Source organism: Sphingobacterium yanglingense, from assembly GCF_004363245.1.
Lineage (GTDB): Bacteria > Bacteroidota > Bacteroidia > Sphingobacteriales > Sphingobacteriaceae > Sphingobacterium > Sphingobacterium yanglingense.
On the sequence record NZ_SNYV01000019.1, the window covers coordinates 112,757 to 128,584 of the forward strand.

At 41.8% G+C, this 15,828-nt stretch carries 12 protein-coding genes; 11 read left to right on the forward strand and 1 reads right to left on the reverse strand.

The features are described 5' to 3' along the window. Positions 1-136 precede the first annotated feature (136 nt). The 10 genes from CLV99_RS21645 (at position 137) to CLV99_RS21685 (ending at position 13,998) form a co-directional block, all read left to right on the forward strand. Positions 137-3,559: a TonB-dependent receptor gene (locus CLV99_RS21645; protein WP_133586605.1), complete on the forward strand. Its 3,423-nt coding sequence runs from the start codon at positions 137-139 to the stop codon at positions 3,557-3,559. Between the two features lie 12 nt (positions 3,560-3,571). Continuing rightward, positions 3,572-5,218 (forward strand): RagB/SusD family nutrient uptake outer membrane protein, encoded by a 1,647-nt coding sequence (locus tag CLV99_RS21650; RefSeq protein WP_133586606.1) that lies wholly within the window; start codon positions 3,572-3,574, stop codon positions 5,216-5,218. A gap of 18 nt (positions 5,219-5,236) precedes the next feature. After that, a complete protein-coding gene (locus CLV99_RS21655) occupies positions 5,237-7,357 on the forward strand; it encodes a hypothetical protein (RefSeq protein ID WP_133586607.1) in 2,121 nt (706 codons plus the stop codon). A 158-nt stretch (positions 7,358-7,515) separates the two neighbouring features. Then, a complete protein-coding gene (locus tag CLV99_RS21660) occupies positions 7,516-9,294 on the forward strand; it encodes a DUF4091 domain-containing protein (RefSeq protein WP_133586608.1) in 1,779 nt (592 codons plus the stop codon). A gap of 99 nt (positions 9,295-9,393) precedes the next feature. Next, complete coding sequence (locus CLV99_RS23570) at positions 9,394-9,720, forward strand: DUF6660 family protein (protein ID WP_394347258.1); 327 nt, start codon at positions 9,394-9,396, stop codon at positions 9,718-9,720. Between the two features lie 213 nt (positions 9,721-9,933). Further along, positions 9,934-10,704: a phosphatase PAP2 family protein gene (locus tag CLV99_RS21665; protein WP_133586609.1), complete on the forward strand. Its 771-nt coding sequence runs from the start codon at positions 9,934-9,936 to the stop codon at positions 10,702-10,704. A gap of 72 nt (positions 10,705-10,776) precedes the next feature. Beyond that, positions 10,777-11,634, forward strand: coding sequence for a hypothetical protein (locus CLV99_RS21670; RefSeq protein ID WP_133586610.1), 858 nt, complete (start codon positions 10,777-10,779; stop codon positions 11,632-11,634). Positions 11,635-11,702: 68 nt separating this feature from the next. Then, positions 11,703-12,713: a toxin-antitoxin system YwqK family antitoxin gene (locus CLV99_RS21675; RefSeq protein ID WP_133586611.1), complete on the forward strand. Its 1,011-nt coding sequence runs from the start codon at positions 11,703-11,705 to the stop codon at positions 12,711-12,713. A 164-nt stretch (positions 12,714-12,877) separates the two neighbouring features. After that, positions 12,878-13,462 carry a hypothetical protein gene (locus CLV99_RS21680; protein ID WP_133586612.1) on the forward strand — a complete coding sequence of 195 codons (585 nt, stop codon included), beginning with the start codon at positions 12,878-12,880 and terminating at the stop codon, positions 13,460-13,462. A 140-nt stretch (positions 13,463-13,602) separates the two neighbouring features. Beyond that, positions 13,603-13,998, forward strand: coding sequence for a hypothetical protein (locus CLV99_RS21685; RefSeq protein WP_133586613.1), 396 nt, complete (start codon positions 13,603-13,605; stop codon positions 13,996-13,998). A gap of 112 nt (positions 13,999-14,110) precedes the next feature. Here the strand turns inward: CLV99_RS21685 and CLV99_RS21690 are convergent, their stop codons facing one another. Further along, a complete protein-coding gene (locus CLV99_RS21690) occupies positions 14,111-14,749 on the reverse strand; it encodes a tetratricopeptide repeat protein (RefSeq protein ID WP_133586614.1) in 639 nt (212 codons plus the stop codon). A 211-nt stretch (positions 14,750-14,960) separates the two neighbouring features. Between CLV99_RS21690 and CLV99_RS21695 the strand changes: the two genes are divergently transcribed. Next, complete coding sequence (locus CLV99_RS21695; RefSeq protein ID WP_133586615.1) at positions 14,961-15,800, forward strand: helix-turn-helix domain-containing protein; 840 nt, start codon at positions 14,961-14,963, stop codon at positions 15,798-15,800. Positions 15,801-15,828: the final 28 nt, after the last annotated feature.

A 15,828-nucleotide genomic window follows, 5' to 3' on the forward strand; every position in this document is an offset into this window, starting at 1 on the left:
ATCGTCTCCTTAGTCTCAGTCTAGGCTATTAAAATAAGAAAGGAGGTGTACCACCACCACCTTTCCGAATGATATTAGCCTATCCTAAAATTGTCGGTAACAATTATTTAAAATATAATCTAATTCAATCCAAGTTATGAAAAAAAAATCGGATTTGCCTAACCGTGCGCTTAGGCAAAGCAGAGAAATTGTATACGCTACTATATTTCGATTTATTATGGTTACAAAAATCACTTTAGCATTTCTTGCTATCTTTTGTATACAGGTCCATGCTGAAGTTTTTCCACAAATGGTCAATATGAAAGCCAATTCAATTCGGCTTGAAGAGGTCTTCAAACGGTTGGAGAAAGAGAGCAGTTATGTCGTGATGTACAAAAAAAGCGATATAAAGCAACATGGGCCGATTTCGGTACACGCCAATAACCTATCCTTAAACCAGTTTATGAAAGAAGTGCTGAAGGGTAAGAACCTTAGTTTTGTTATCGAGGATAAAACGGTTATGATTACTGCTTTGCCCACTTCAGTAGGGGATAAAACAAAGAATACTGAGGTCCCGATAGTTCAGCGTACTATTAAAGGGGCAGTGGTTAATGAAAAAGGGGAGCCGCTACCGGGTGTGACCGTTACAATTAAAAATACAAATCAAAGTACCTCCACGAATGCGGAGGGACAGTTTACACTTCAGACGAGCAGCACCAATGGTACGCTTACTGTTCGTATGGTGGGATATCAGCCTATCGATCTGCCTTTAGCAAGTTATCAGGGTAGCACCATTCGTATGGAGGTGGCAGTTAGTGATATGGATGAAGTTGTCGTGGTCGGCTATGGTACGCAGAAAAAGACATCGATGACAGCTGCGGTGTCTACCATGAAGGGAGAAGAAGTGACTAGCCTGCCTACAACAAACCTAAGTAATAATTTAGGTGGTCGTGTCGCGGGGGTGATTACCAAGCAGACTTCCGGAGAGCCCGGTTCGGACGGTTCCAATATATATATCCGCGGTATTTCTACCACAGGAGCAAGCCAGCCATTGTTGATTGTGGATGGTGTGCCTCGTAATTTTCAAAAATTAGACCCCAATGTAATCGAAAGCTTTACTGTCCTTAAAGATGCCGCTGCGGTAGCCCCTTATGGTGTTGCTGGAGCAAACGGGGTAATTATCGTGACTACAAAGCGAGGTAAAGAAAGCAAAGTTTCTACGAATTATAACGGCTATTTAGGATTTCAGAACCCTACAGTCTTACCTGATCTCGTCAACGGTTATGAGTACGCCTTATTAAAGAACCTAGCTGCGGAGAACGAGGGAGGAAAGAAACCTTACTCGGATGAAGCTTTACAGAAGTTTAAAGATGGTTCAGACCCAGATCGCTATCCTACAGGTACACCATGGGATGGATTAGTTAGTAACAATGCTTTTTTGCAAAATCACAGTTTAGACTTTTCGGGAGGTAGCGAGAATGTCCGTTTTTTCAGTGCATTGGGTTATCAGTATCAAAAAGGGATGTGGGAGACGGCAAACTCCAAACGCTATAATCTAGCATTGAATGTCGATGCTAAGCTTACGCCAACCACCCAGCTTAGCGTCAATGTAAATGGTAATGTGATTTCGACCATAGCGCCACCATCAGATTTATCCGACTGGGGCACCTTGCGTATTTTTGAATTAGTCAAATATAGCCATGCCGGTACTGGCCCAAACTTCTTTAGTAATGGTATGTATGGTACTTACGCTTCTGCGGCTATTTTCGGATCTGGGTACCGTAAGAAAAATACGACGACCCTTTTTTCACAGATAGCCATACGGCAGACTATACCTTCTGTACCCGGACTAGAGTTCAATGGACTCGTGGCGTATGATCCAACAATTGTCAACAATAAGGTGTGGAATACACCACTACATATGGCATCTATTGATGTGACCAAGACACCTTATGTGATCAAAGACGGAATATTCGGTGAAGCGAAACCTTTCTTGGATCAGTCGGTTGAGCAATTGGCGCAATTTACCTATCAGGCCAATCTAAAGTACGATCGTGCTTTCGGAGCACATCGTATCAACCTACTGGGGGTATTCGAGGCAAAAGATAATCGTGCATCCAACTTAGGGGCCTACCGTCGTAATTACAATCTTTTGATGGACGAAATATCTATGGGTAGTTCCAGTAATAGTGACTTTAAAAACTCCGGGACTTCCAGTGAGGCGAAACAAGTGGGACTAGTATATAGAGCATCTTACGATTATCAAGGCAGGTATATGCTTGAAGCCAGTGGACGCTACGATGGCCATTATTATTTTGCACCGGATAAACGTTGGGGCTTCTTTCCTGCATTTTCTGCTGGATGGCGTATTTCAGAAGAGTCTTTCATGGAGTCTACAAAGAACTGGTTGACCAACTTAAAAATACGGGGGTCATATGGACAGGTTGGTGCGTTGGCTGGTAATCCTTTTCAGTATTTAGGAACCTATTCGGTTAGTGGACCGGGCTATGTTATGGGAAATAGTGCCGTACAAATCGTTTCAGAACGCGCCGAACCTAATCCTTATATCACCTGGGAGCGCGCTAATAAAACGGATGTAGGCTTAGAGTTCTCTTTATTCCGCGGGCTATTTGATATGGATATCGATTATTTCTATGAGAAGCGATCCAATATGCTTGTCGCTCCATCCGCGTTGGTGCCATCTGAATATGGTATCGGACTGAGTCAGGTGAACTCAGGAATTATGGAAAATAAAGGAATTGAGTTTACAGGAACATTTAATATTCCGGTAAATGAAGATTGGAGAATAGGACTTACCGGAAATCTAACCTATGCTAAGAACAAAGTGCTAGAAATCTTCGAGACCGAAAGCACCTTTAATAATCCCAATAGAAGACGGACCGGTAAGTCTTTGGGTATGCAATTTGGTTATGAGTCGTTAGGATATTTCCTTCCTGAAGATTTTGATGGCAGTGGTAATTTAAAATCAGGTATTGCAGCACAGCCTTGGGGTAAGGTACAGCCTGGCGATATTCGTTATAGAGATGTAAATGGCGATGGAAAAATAGACTTTAATGATGAAGTGGGGATAGGAGATCCGACTACACCTCGTATCATGTACGGTATCGCTCCAAGCGTTTCTTACAAAGGAATAAGTCTTCAAGTTCTGCTACAGGGGGCTTCTAAAGTCAACTATTATTTCTTCCGTGAAGCCGCATGGCCATTTTGGAATGGGATGACCGCCAATAGAGATAATTTCGATTATTGGACACCAGAGAACCTAGATGCGAGACATCCTCGGTTGACCTCTGCGCCTACTGCTAATAATACCCAAGTTTCGTCGCATTGGATGCAGGATGTAAGCTATATCCGGATGAAGAACTTTACAGTAGCTTATGATGTGCCGACCAAGTTCCTTGATCGAATCAAATTGTCTTCTGCACAGTTGTATTTTTCCGGACAGAATCTCTTAACCTGGACCACTGCGAAAAATGTAGATCCAGAGATGGCCTATGATCGTGGTAACGACTATCCGCAGCAGAAAGTCTATTCTATCGGTCTTAAATTAGGGTTAAACTAAATATTACCTAACATGAAACGTAAAAACTTAATCAAAATATTAACAGGGAGTGTATTGTTATTTAGCCTCTCTTCTTGTAATTCTTTTTTAGAAGTCACGCCTACCGACCAGGTTTCTGATGCCAGCCTCTGGGTCAATAAAGACAATGCTGACCTGTTCTTGAACAATGTTTACAGCAGTATTACTTCTCCATTCGGCACATTCGATCCGGGTGAGAATTGGTCAGACAATTCCATTAATGGGGTGAATGGGCAGAGATCACATGCTGTGTATGCTATTTCAGCTTATAATGCGGAGAATGTGGAGGGGACAGAGCACCGCTGGGGATTATATGCCGCTATTCGAAAGGCCAATCTTTTTATAGAACGCGTGAGCGAAGGCTCTTTGGATGAGAACTGGAAGAAGCTTCGATTGGCTGAAGCGCGTTTTCTCCGTGCTTACTTCTACAATATATTGTGGACTAGCCACGGTTCTGTGCCTATCGTGACCAAGGTGCTGAATCAGAATACCCAGGGAGAAGCGATTTTCCAAGCCAATAATACGGCCGAAGAGGTTTTTAAGTTTATAACAGACGAATGTGAAGCCGCAGCGCAGGACCTGCCAAAAAGTGCAGAACTAGGACGGGCTACACAAGGGGCTGCATTGACTCTAAAAGGTTGGGCACAGGTATTCTGGGCCAGCCCTTTGTATAATACCAACAATGACCTGCAACGATGGGAGGCTGCTGCAGAGACGAATAAACGAGTGATGGATTTAAAAGTGTACAGCTTGTTCGCTGATTATAATGAGCAATTTTTTGAAGCAAATAATAACAATAAAGAGTCCATCTTCCAGAGAAGACATTTGGGAGGTACCGTTTTAGGATCTAGCAGAGAAGGGCTACAGGGGCCCACTTTTGTCAGGTCTGCCTCCAAATCCTATGGCGGGGTCAATCCAACACAAGAGATGGTCGATGCTTATTTTATGAAAAACGGATTACCTATTACAGACCCTAATTCAGGTTATGATCCTCAGAAACCTTATACCAATCGGGAAAAGCGATTTTACCAGTCCATCGTATATGACGGGTCCGAATGGAAGGGAGATATTATGATCATGAAGCAAGGAGTCGGTAGTAAGAATGCAACAGATGTCAGTAATGTCAACGAGGCGACCAATACCGGATATTATCTAAGAAAAGGAATAAATCCGCAGTATGATGTTTTAGGTCCTAACCGATTGAGTAGTGCCAGTTATACCATATTCCGTTATGCGGAGGTATTGTTAAGTTATGCTGAGGCGCTTAATGAAGCTAAGGGAGCAGTACCGGAGGTGTATGAGGCAATCAAATTGTTGCGTGATCGTAGTGATCTACCTAATTTCCCGGCGGGACTGAATCAAAGCGATATGAGAAAGCTTATTCAGCAAGAGCGACGGGTAGAGCTGGCCTTTGAAGAGAAAAGATGGTTGGATATAATTAGGTTAAAACAGGCCGAAGTTGTACTGAATCAACACTCACATGGTATATTGATAGAAGATGTTGCTGGAACGACTGTATATAAGGTGTTTGAAGCACCTAACGGGAAGCGCGTGTTTGATAAGACCAAAAATTATCTCCTTCCTATTCCTCAGGATGCGCTGGATAGGAATAAAAAACTAACACCAACGCCTAACTACTAAAACTGTCGAATATATATTATGCAAAGAAGAGATTTTATAAAAAATACCGCTTTAGGGTCGCTTTTTATCAGTGAAATTGCCACTGCGAAGACAGTAGTACAGCCCGAAATAACTGGTTTAGGTAAGGTTGAGAAGTTTCATCTAGACGCAGCAAACTCCCTGAAGACTACGGCACCTTTTAAGTTCTATCCCAATCGTAAAGCCGAAATGTATAGGCAGTTGATTCAGATGAAAGAACAATATGGAATAGGACGGTTTCTGTTTGTCGGGCCACTGGAAGAAGTGCGGTTTAAAGGATTTCCTAAAAAGGAAGTATACGAAGAAATCGGCGAGCATGTTAAAAATGCCATAGCAGATTTAGCAAAACACGATATCAAGATTGGTTGGTGGTGTGCCCCTTCTTTACGGTCTGGTTTTGACAAACGCTTTCAATATATCACAGACCTTGGGGGGGCTGTCAGTGATACCAGTCCATGTCCCTATGATCCGATATTTAATGAGGAGTTTAGCGACAATATTGCGACTGTCGTCCGTATCGCTAAGCCGTATATGATACAATTTGAGGACGATTACGAACTAAGTCACCAACCTCCAGCAGTCAAATTTGGCTGTTTCTGTCCACTACATTTAGAAGAATTTTCTAAGCGGGAGGGGCGTAGTTATACGCGTGAAGAGTTGAAGGAAATCTTTGAAGAAAGTAATGCAGAGAGTATTCGACTACGTCGATCATGGGCCAGACTTAGCAAAGATTCGCTTATCCACCTGGCAAAGAAAATACGGCAGAAGGTGGATAGCGTAGCTCCTGAAACTGTTATCTCTCTATGTCAATCAGGGAGTGCTGATTTTGATGGTGATTTTACGAACGAATTGACAGCAGCATTTGCTGGGAATACAACACCCACGGTGCGGTTGTATGGTAGCAGCTACTCTTCAGACTCACCACATGGGCTACCTGGAGATATTTTTCACGCCCTACACAGCATACAGCATATTCCGAAAGAGTATGAGTGTTTTCACGAATCAGACACCTATCCACATACCCGATTCTTTATGTCTGCGGCCAAGATAAAGAGCCTTATGCTTACGGCCTTTTCCTATGGATTTGACCAAAGTCTTTTTTATGTTACGCAATACCTGGATAATCCTTTGGAAGACAAGGGGTACGCTGAGATGTATAGACGAGAGATACCGCGTATCCTGGCGATAAAAGAGGCAGTTAAGAACGCAGAAGTTGTTGGTTGTGAGATGATTCATCTGCCCAGTTCACATGTTGTAGTACCGTATAAAGGATCTCGTCCGGAGTTGGGACTCAATTCATGGATTACCTCATTAGGACGATTTGGTATTCCTTACACTAGTAGGGACGGTTCGGCCAAGCTATTGGCAGGACGGGCTGTCGAGTCTATGGATGATGCACAGATCAAAACACTTCTTAGTGGAGGTTTGCTCCTAGATGGAGTTGCCGCAGAGAGTTTGCAGAAGATGGGGTATGGGCAATACCTAGGAGTCGATATTGTCCCGTTCAAAGAAAGCGTACAGTCCTGTTATGAGGGGCTTCGTCATCCGGAGCAATACCATAATATTGTAGGAGATCTGCAGTACAATTGGATATTTGCACCAGCAGGGACAGAAGGAGGAAGTTTTTATCGACTGGAGACCAGAGGAACTGTTGAAGTCGTTACCGATTTTCTAGATGAACATGAAAAACCGGTTCTTCCAAGCATGGTTCGCTTTGTGAATAGTTTGGGAGGGCGTATTGTGATCAGTGCATTCGATTTGCGGGGCAACCAGTCTTCAACGACATTAAATTATAAAAAGAAGGAGATTGTGCGGCAGAATATTGAGTGGGCTGCAGGAACATCACTACCTGCCTTTGTGAAAAATAAACCTAATGTGTTCTGCGTCTGTAACCAAGATAAGCAAACTAAAGACCTTATCTTAACCTTGATCAACCTGAGTTCAGATCCTACGGAAGAGCTGGAGCTGGACGTGGCCCAAGGAACGAAAGCTAGGGCTGTAGAGCTTATGGATGCCTTGGGAATCTGGAAGCCGATTGCATTTCAGCAGCGCGGACGGACTTTACAGCTTCCATTATCGTTAGTATTGATGCGTCCAGATCTAGTTAAGATTAAGTTTTAAAGTCTGTAATACAGCTTTAAAAGATAAGCCTGCTCATAGTGATGGTGCATAGCATATAAAATCAAATCGCTCCGCCTGCTGGCGGAGCGTGAAATAAATGCGAAGCATTCATGAGTTCCATCGAGGCAACAATTGAATGCACGAATAATTATTTACATATGAAAAGACGAAATATAATATGGGGCATAGGCCTAGGGACAATATGTTTCTCCCTGTTTTCTTGTGGACAAGCTTCCAAGCCAAAGGAAATACCTGTAGTAAGCACATTCGAAGAGCTCGCGGATCCGCAGGCAGCAGAGTATATACAGACTTGGGATAAGGGGGATGATCGGCTTAAGATTTCCTTTGCTACGATTGATGAGCGATTCCCCAAATCTTCACAGCCCAATATTAATATCCAGAGTCAGGAAACATTGACAGGTTGGCGGGGGGAAGTACTGTCGGCACAAGTGTTATTGTGGTCCAATGTTAATCATGATGCTGTAACCGTTGCGGTGAGTGATTTTACAGGAGATGGAGGGACGATTACCAAGGAAAATGCAAAGGCTCGTTTTGTACGTTATGTCATGACCGATGAGTTCGGTAAGGGATGTGGTGAAAGAAAAGTGGACGATTATCAGGCCAGTTTATCTCCAGACATATTAGATCATATCAACCAAATGGATGTACCGGGCAAAACGGTTCGTCCCGTATGGATTACATTAAATATTCCTAAGGATGCAAAGCCCGGTAAATATACAGGTAAGGTTATTGTCCAGGGGAAAGCTTTAGCAGCACAAGAGCTATCCCTCGATGTTGATGTAGTCGACCAAGTGCTGCCTCCTCCTTCCTCTTGGACATTTCATCTGGACCAATGGCAGCACCCTTCGGCGGTGGCACGTTGGAATAAGGTTCCTTTATGGAGTGAGGCACATTTTGATGCGCTCCGACCACAGATGGAGCTATTGGCCAGTGCGGGGCAGAAGGTCATCACAGCAACGTTAAATAAAGACCCTTGGAATGTACAGACGCAGGACCCTTATGCAGATATGATCCTGTGGACCAAAGAAAAAGATGCAAGCTGGACCTATGATTATTCGATTTTTGATAAATGGGTCTCTTTTATGATGGACCTAGGTATCAAAAAATCCATCAACTGCTATTCGATTGTACCCTGGAATAATGAAATCCACTATAAGGATGCTGCTAACGGAGAAGTTGTAAATGTAGTAGCAAAGCCAGGAACCGATACTTTTATAACGATTTGGGAGCCATTTTTAAAAGACTTTTCAAGACACCTTAGGGAGAAAGGTTGGTTGAATATCACCAATATTGCATTGGATGAGCGTAATAGCGATGAGATGGCTGCTGCATTTTCGCTGATAGAACGCGCTGCTCCCGGATTGGGAGTCGCTTACGCGGATAATAAACAGACCTTCAAGCGCTATCCGACGAGTCAAGATATATCTAGTGCCGTACAGCACCCATTAGACTCTGCAGATATTGCTGCACGTAAGGCCAAAGGGTTGAATACGACATTTTATATCTACTGTGCCAATAGTTTTCCCAATCAGTTCACCTTTTCTGCTCCAGCCGAGTCCACCTATTTAGGTTGGTATGCTTTGGCTACAGGTTACGACGGAGTCCTGCGTTGGGCATACAACTCCTGGGTTAAAAATCCATTGTTAGATTCTCGGTTTAGAACCTGGCCGGCTGGAGATACTTTTGTGGTGTATCCCGATGCGCGCAGCTCTGTCCGTTTTGAGCGTATGCGTGAAGGTATTCAGGATTATGAGAAAGCACAAATCGTGAAGAAACAGCTATTGGATAAAAAAGATCATGAGTCTTTACTACAGTTAAATAACGTAATAGCGAAATTCAAGAGCAATGTGCCATCAGCTGCATGGAATGAGGATTTAAATGCTGCAAAAAAACTTTTAAATCAACCATTGCGATAAAAGAGGTTAAATATGATCTATTTTTGAAGAATGGGCTTTCAACTCGTTTAAAACCGGTCACAATTTGTGATCGGTTATTTTTATATATTTGTATTCATAATGAGGTTTTTGTCTGTAATGCTGTTGGTTGTTATCACAGGGATTTTGATGGTCCCATGTTCTGATATGGCCAATAAATGCGATGAATCAATGCAGACCAAAACGGAATCTTCTCATGATCATAGCCAAGACCTGGAAGATACCTGTACCCCTTTTTGTAGCTGTTCTTGCTGTGGAGTTACTATAACTGCTGTTCAGTTCTACTCTCATGATTTAGCGGTTCCCATCCAATTTTTCTCGATCAAATACCAGTTTCCCTCAGATTTTGATTTTCTTTCACAAGGTACAGCAAGAGTTTGGCAGCCGCCAAAGCTTATTATAGCTTAGTTTTTTGTAGACTTTTTGATAAGGTAGGGTGTACGTCACATCATGTGAACTGCGTATGCTTTATTGCCTTTTTTCTATAGTCTACACCTTTATTCCCTGTCCGTCGTTCAGACTAGGCATCTGCCTATAGTTTGTTTCATAGCAGAGAGGGAATGGAGAGCGTCGTAACATAGGCTTTTGGCCTTCCTGTTTAATATTAAATAAACTATATCTATGATTTTGAGAGTACTTTTTTTCGTTTATACAATCAGTAGTTATAATCTCTCCTTTGGGCTTGATAGCCTTAGAAATGAGGTCTTAAGAGATTCCAATAATGTCACCTCCGATATTTATCGATTAAGCCCTAAGAAACTCATCCTTCCATCCGGACTTATCGCTGCCGGTGCGATTAGTTTTGCAATCCCCGCCATGAAAAAGTGGGACCTAGGGATTAGACAAGAAGTAGCTGAACATAATCTTACGCGAACCGCTTTGGACGATTATACGCAGTATGTACCAGGTGCAATGGTCTATGGATTGAACCTCTTCGGCGTAAAAGGTAGACACAGTTTAGGAGATCGCACTATCATTTATGCCTCCTCACAGCTGATCGCTGCTGCAATTGTAACCCCGGCAAAAAGTTGGATCGGAGAAGAGCGGCCAGATGGATCCAATCGCAAATCTTTTCCTTCTGGGCACGCTGCTACCGCATTTTCCAATGCCCATTTTCTGTATAGAGAATACCGGGATAGCAATACCTTATTAAGCCTAGCTGGTTACCCATTTGCGATCTTTACTGGTGTATACAGAGTGGTGAATAATAAACACTGGATGACAGATATTGTCGCTGGTGCTGGGGTAGGGATTCTTTCGACAGAGCTAGCCTATTGGATTTATCCCAAAGTGAGCACACTTTTAAACAAAAAAAATGGGAACACACAAAGAATGGTAATGCCTTACTATCAGTCACAAAAGATAGGGGTATCTTATTACATGGTCTTTTAGTTTGGATAATCGGCATCAAGTTTGTTATCAATTTCCGATTTTATTTACTTTTGCCCGCAAATATTAACTTTCATGACTAAAAAATACATCCCCTCAGGGGCTGCCTCCGTTACAGGAGTATTAAAAACCGTTCTTTTTGGAATATTAGGTTGTATTCTCTTGCCTCTTTTATATGTCCTTGTCAATCATTGGATTCCCAATATTTGGTTTGCCGCTATATCGGCTGTTATGTTTGGTCTTGGTCTAGGTTTTTTTATTGACCAAGGGATTGGTCTGGGAAAGATCAGGAATATCAGAGTGGCCGCTGTTATCGGTGTATTCTATGGGTTGTTGGCTTATTATATGCAATGGATATTTTTTGATGAGTTTATGTACAATTCAAACGGTTTTTCATTAAATCGAGACCAAGAAGGATATACCGCACTTTTTGAAAATATATTCTTTCTGTTTACCCATCCTCAGGCTTTAGTAGAAGAAATTGTGGCCTTGAATGAAGTCGGGACATTCCGTATAGAAGGAAGTTCCAACTTTAGTGGTACTTTATTGTGGGTGCTTTGGTTTGGTGAGTTTGCGGTTATTTTGGTTAGCGTTGTGCTGGCAGTGATGTTTGGGAAAGCGTCCGAACCTTTTTCAGAGCAAAACGATGCCTGGATGGTCAGACGTAAGCCCGTTGCGAAAATACCTTACATCGAAGACAAAGATGAGCTGATAAAAACGCTGGACGCAGACGACCTGACTTTGTTAAAACAAGAACTCGAAGATCCTGCATCTGTGAGCTTTGCTGAGGTTATTATTTACGAGTCTAATGGTGACCCCGTAAAATATATTACAGTGGTCAATACCTCTGTCGTCCGTCAAAAATTGGGCAAGGATAATATTAGGAAAGATGTCTTGGTCAAGTATTACCCGATTACTGATCCAAGTTTATAGACCATTTTGTTAACAGGGTAGGAACCATAAAGAGCAAAGCTAAGGTGTTATAAATAGTGGAGAACTCGATGAAAAAGCTAGTCATACTGACATCCATTCTTTTGGTGCATGTATTTGTCTTTGGGCAACAGAAGCACGAAATATTTTATGCTAATGGTAAGATAAAAGTAAGGGGACAGTTTGATGCCAAAGGTAAGGAAATCGGGCAATGGAAATCTTTCTTTGAAAATGGGAAAATAGAATCAATAGGACAGTTCGACAGCGTTGGAAATAGGACGGGCGAATGGAAGACATATCATGAGAATGGACAGCTGCGAGAGACTGTACAATATCTCAATGGGGATAGAACCGGAGTCTCTAAAACATACCAATCAAACGGGCAGCTGGGCGAGGTCGGCACATACAAAGAAGACCATGCTACTGGCGAATGGAAGACCTATCATCTCAATGGTAAGCTATGGGAAGTGTGGAATTATCGGGAGGATGAGCCAAAGGGTGAATTTAGAGAATACAATGACCAGGGCCAGTTAAAGCGTGTTGGGAATCGCGAGGGGTATAGCGAAGATGGAGAATGGAAGTATTATTTTGATAATGGTCGATTAGAAAAGATTGGGCGTTATGAAAATGGTAAACGGGCTGGTGAATGGAAAACTTATCATTGGAATGGGCAGTTGGCAGATAGTGTCCATTATGAGAAGGACAAGAAGGTCGGCGAATGGAAGATGTTTGGAGATAAAGGCAATTTACTGCAAAGCATGGTCTATGATCAGTCTGGACAGTTAATTTCAGGTAGGTCCTATCATGAAAATGGTAAGCTTCGGGAAGAAGGTGGTTATAATAAAGACCGACATCCTTTAGGCGAGTGGAGATACTACGACGACTCTGGACACTTAATACAGTTGATGATCTATGACGATAAGGATGCAGAAGAAAATTTTGAAGCAGAGTGTACCCGATATCATTCCAATGGAAAAATTAGCGCATACGGAAAGTATAGAAACGGACGACAGTTTGGCGAATGGAAGTTGTATGACGAAGATGGTAGTTTAGTAAAGACAGAGCACTATCCGGTAGATTAGACTTTTTTGTTGTCTACAGTTCACACGCTTTTATACGCTATCCCTGCGAATTGTAAATCGTCATGTCGTTTTCCATATAACTCTAGTTAATATCTGTAGCTTTGGATAGTTCAAAGAATATAGTAACAAACTAAATGAGTATAATTAATCAGAAAATGAAAAAGATGAAAACTACAATTTTGGCGGCCTTAGCAGGTGTGTTCTTAATGACTTCTTGTGGAGAAGGTGTATATCCACAAAATGAGGGTGGTGGTAAAGCTGTAAAACAGCTAATTGATAAGCATTTTGATGCGGATAAACAGGTGCAGGAATTGGTCATCAAAGCAAAAGATGAACTGTATGGCGAACTTGGAACGGTGACTGTTGTCTATTGGGATGGAGACAAACAGATGGAAGAAGTCTTTAGTTCTTCAGATGGTGCTAAAGAACCACAGGAGACTTTTGGTTCGAAGCAGAAAATGAAACACCTGGCTAAGACAAAAACGGTAGCAGTCAAGGAGTTTGATGTAGAGCCGATACCCTATAAAGTCGGTGAAGCAGCTGGTTTGATTCCTGAAGATTACGAAAATTATGCTTTAGCAGAATATACATTCTCCGTTGATGATAACGGAAAACCAAAACAGCACTTTACGATCAATACAACCAAAAAAGGAGAGGGTAAGATGCAGACTGGTCGGAAGGTAAGTCAGAATTATTACCCATTCAGCTTTAAGGTTGATGAAGCTGGAAAAGTCGTTGCAATCGACTAGGCTAACGATTTTCAATATATAAAGCTCTCAACTTTTTGAGAGCTTTATTTTTGGTGGTACTCCAAGGAGCCTATTGTATGTCTGCTTTAGTCTTCGAAAGGCATAATATTTGTGTACCAGAATTTTAAAAACATGTTAATATGAAGAATTTTATTTTACTTTTTGCGCTACTGTGTACTGCTGTTGCCTCCCGTGCGGATCAGCTCCAGGCATTGACACAGCGACAAGCAGAGGCTGCTGTCGCCTACCTCAAAAAAGAACCTATTCTTATTTTATGGTGCAGTTGTTGCGATGATGATCTCCCTCAAAAAGTCACAGTCAATGAGGTGTTTTACAAAAAAGATGACGAAGGGAAATACTATTCTGTTATACTAAAAGGTAGAGATGAGAGTGGAAGAGAAGTCGAAGAATACCTAGATCTTGCTTATGTATTTGTAAAGAAAGGAAAAAAAGCAAAATGCTTGGGTAAGGTGTTGAAATTTGAATGCGACCCTTGTACAACGCCATTTGACTGGTCGATCCAATACGAAGGATAACTGGTTTTAGGTTTATTACAATCCATTTAATGCGCAGCTTGTAAAAGCTGCGCATTTTTTAAACAAGATCAAGACTACCTACTTTTTGCAGAACCTTTTGTGACAAGTGTTATCAATATGCGCCTTCCAATGCGTTATAGTCTGCCGTCCGACCCTGCTCTTTGTAGAGTTCTAGCAGTTTGTTGTAGGAGTTGATACCACCCGATTTGTGGTCATATACACCCGATTTCCAATATTTTTCAGCATTTTCCTTGTCTCCCAGTTCATAATAGGCTGTCCCCAATATGGTTTTAACATACACACTATTTTTATTCTTTAGCAATACCTGTACAGCATCCTCATATTGTCCCAATTTTACATAGGCGCTTCCCAATGTATAGACCTGCGTCGTGTCCCCAGCGTCCACAATAGGTTTCAGATAGGTAATCACATCCTCATACTTTTCATCTCTTAGACTGAAATTCGCCAAGATCCCAGCAGCTTCTTTATCCCCCTTCGCTACTGCCATTTTATAGTATTCTTTCGCCTTTTCGGGCTGGTGCGTATTGCTGTACAGTAGGGCGAGTTTGTTGATGGCTCCAACACTACCTTCTTCGATAGCCTGTTCATAAAGCTTGATAGCCTCTTCGGTCTTTCCCTCGCGATCGAGACGCTCTGCTTTATCTTCATTAGAGCTGTTGCACGAAGTGAATGTCAGCAGTAAAACTACTAGCATTAAACTCCATTTATCGTAAAAAATACTCTTGTTCATGTTTTAGAGATGTATTGAGTCAATATGTAAATATACTACTACTAATCGAGTTAAGCGAACCGAAACATCTAAAAGAGACAATACAGTTGTGACGTTTGTATCTCTACAACAGTCCCAATACTCAAGATTAGATTTTAGTTAAAATCTTGTTCTCTTGTAAGCAATATTCCTTACGTTTGTGTTGAAGGATGGCGTACATATCCTATATTAAATGAATATTTTTCCAACTATAGATATTCAGCGATTCCGCGATGATCAGCTTTCTGGGAATGAAGGGTTTTCTTATTCCGAACTGAACGGTGTACATCATATCCAAGATCCTCACCGGCATTTTTTCTTTTTATTTGTTCTGTTTGAGAAATGCACAGGTCGACATATGATTGATTTCAAGGACTATGATATTCAAGATCGACAGATACATATTCTCTTTCCTAATCAAGTTCATAGCTGGACACTTGATTCAGGGACCAAAGGTTACCAACTGATGGTTGATAAAGAGTGCTTTGAACGGTTTTCGCCACATTTTAGACTTCCATTCGCCTATTATCAACGTAATCCCATTATTACATTATCAGAAGAGACATTTATCCTGCTTCGGACAGAATTTTGGGCTATACACAAAGAGCTCGATGCTGTAGATTGCTTGTCTGATATCATACATTCACGGGTAGCAGTCATTGCTTCAATCCTTAGTAAAGAAGTACAACGTATCTCATCCGATGTCTATAACAACCCTTATAGTCTACGCCTTATCCAGCTGCAGGAACTTATTGAAGATAATTTTCGTGGAGAGAAATCTGTAGCCTTTTACGCGGACAAGCTACATATATCGACGAGCCAATTGTCTAAGATATGCCGCCAATACCTTCATGTTTCCCCAATTCAATTGATACAGCAACGTTTAGTATTAGAAGCAAAACGCTTATTAAAATCTACCGATCTGTCCATCAAGCAGATCGCTTTCGACCTGGGGTTTGTTGATGCCCCCTATTTTTCAAACTTTTTTAAACAGCATGTTGGTATGAGCCCTAAGGAGTTCAAGTCTGAATGATGAATTCTTCAAGGGATTGAGCGAAGTC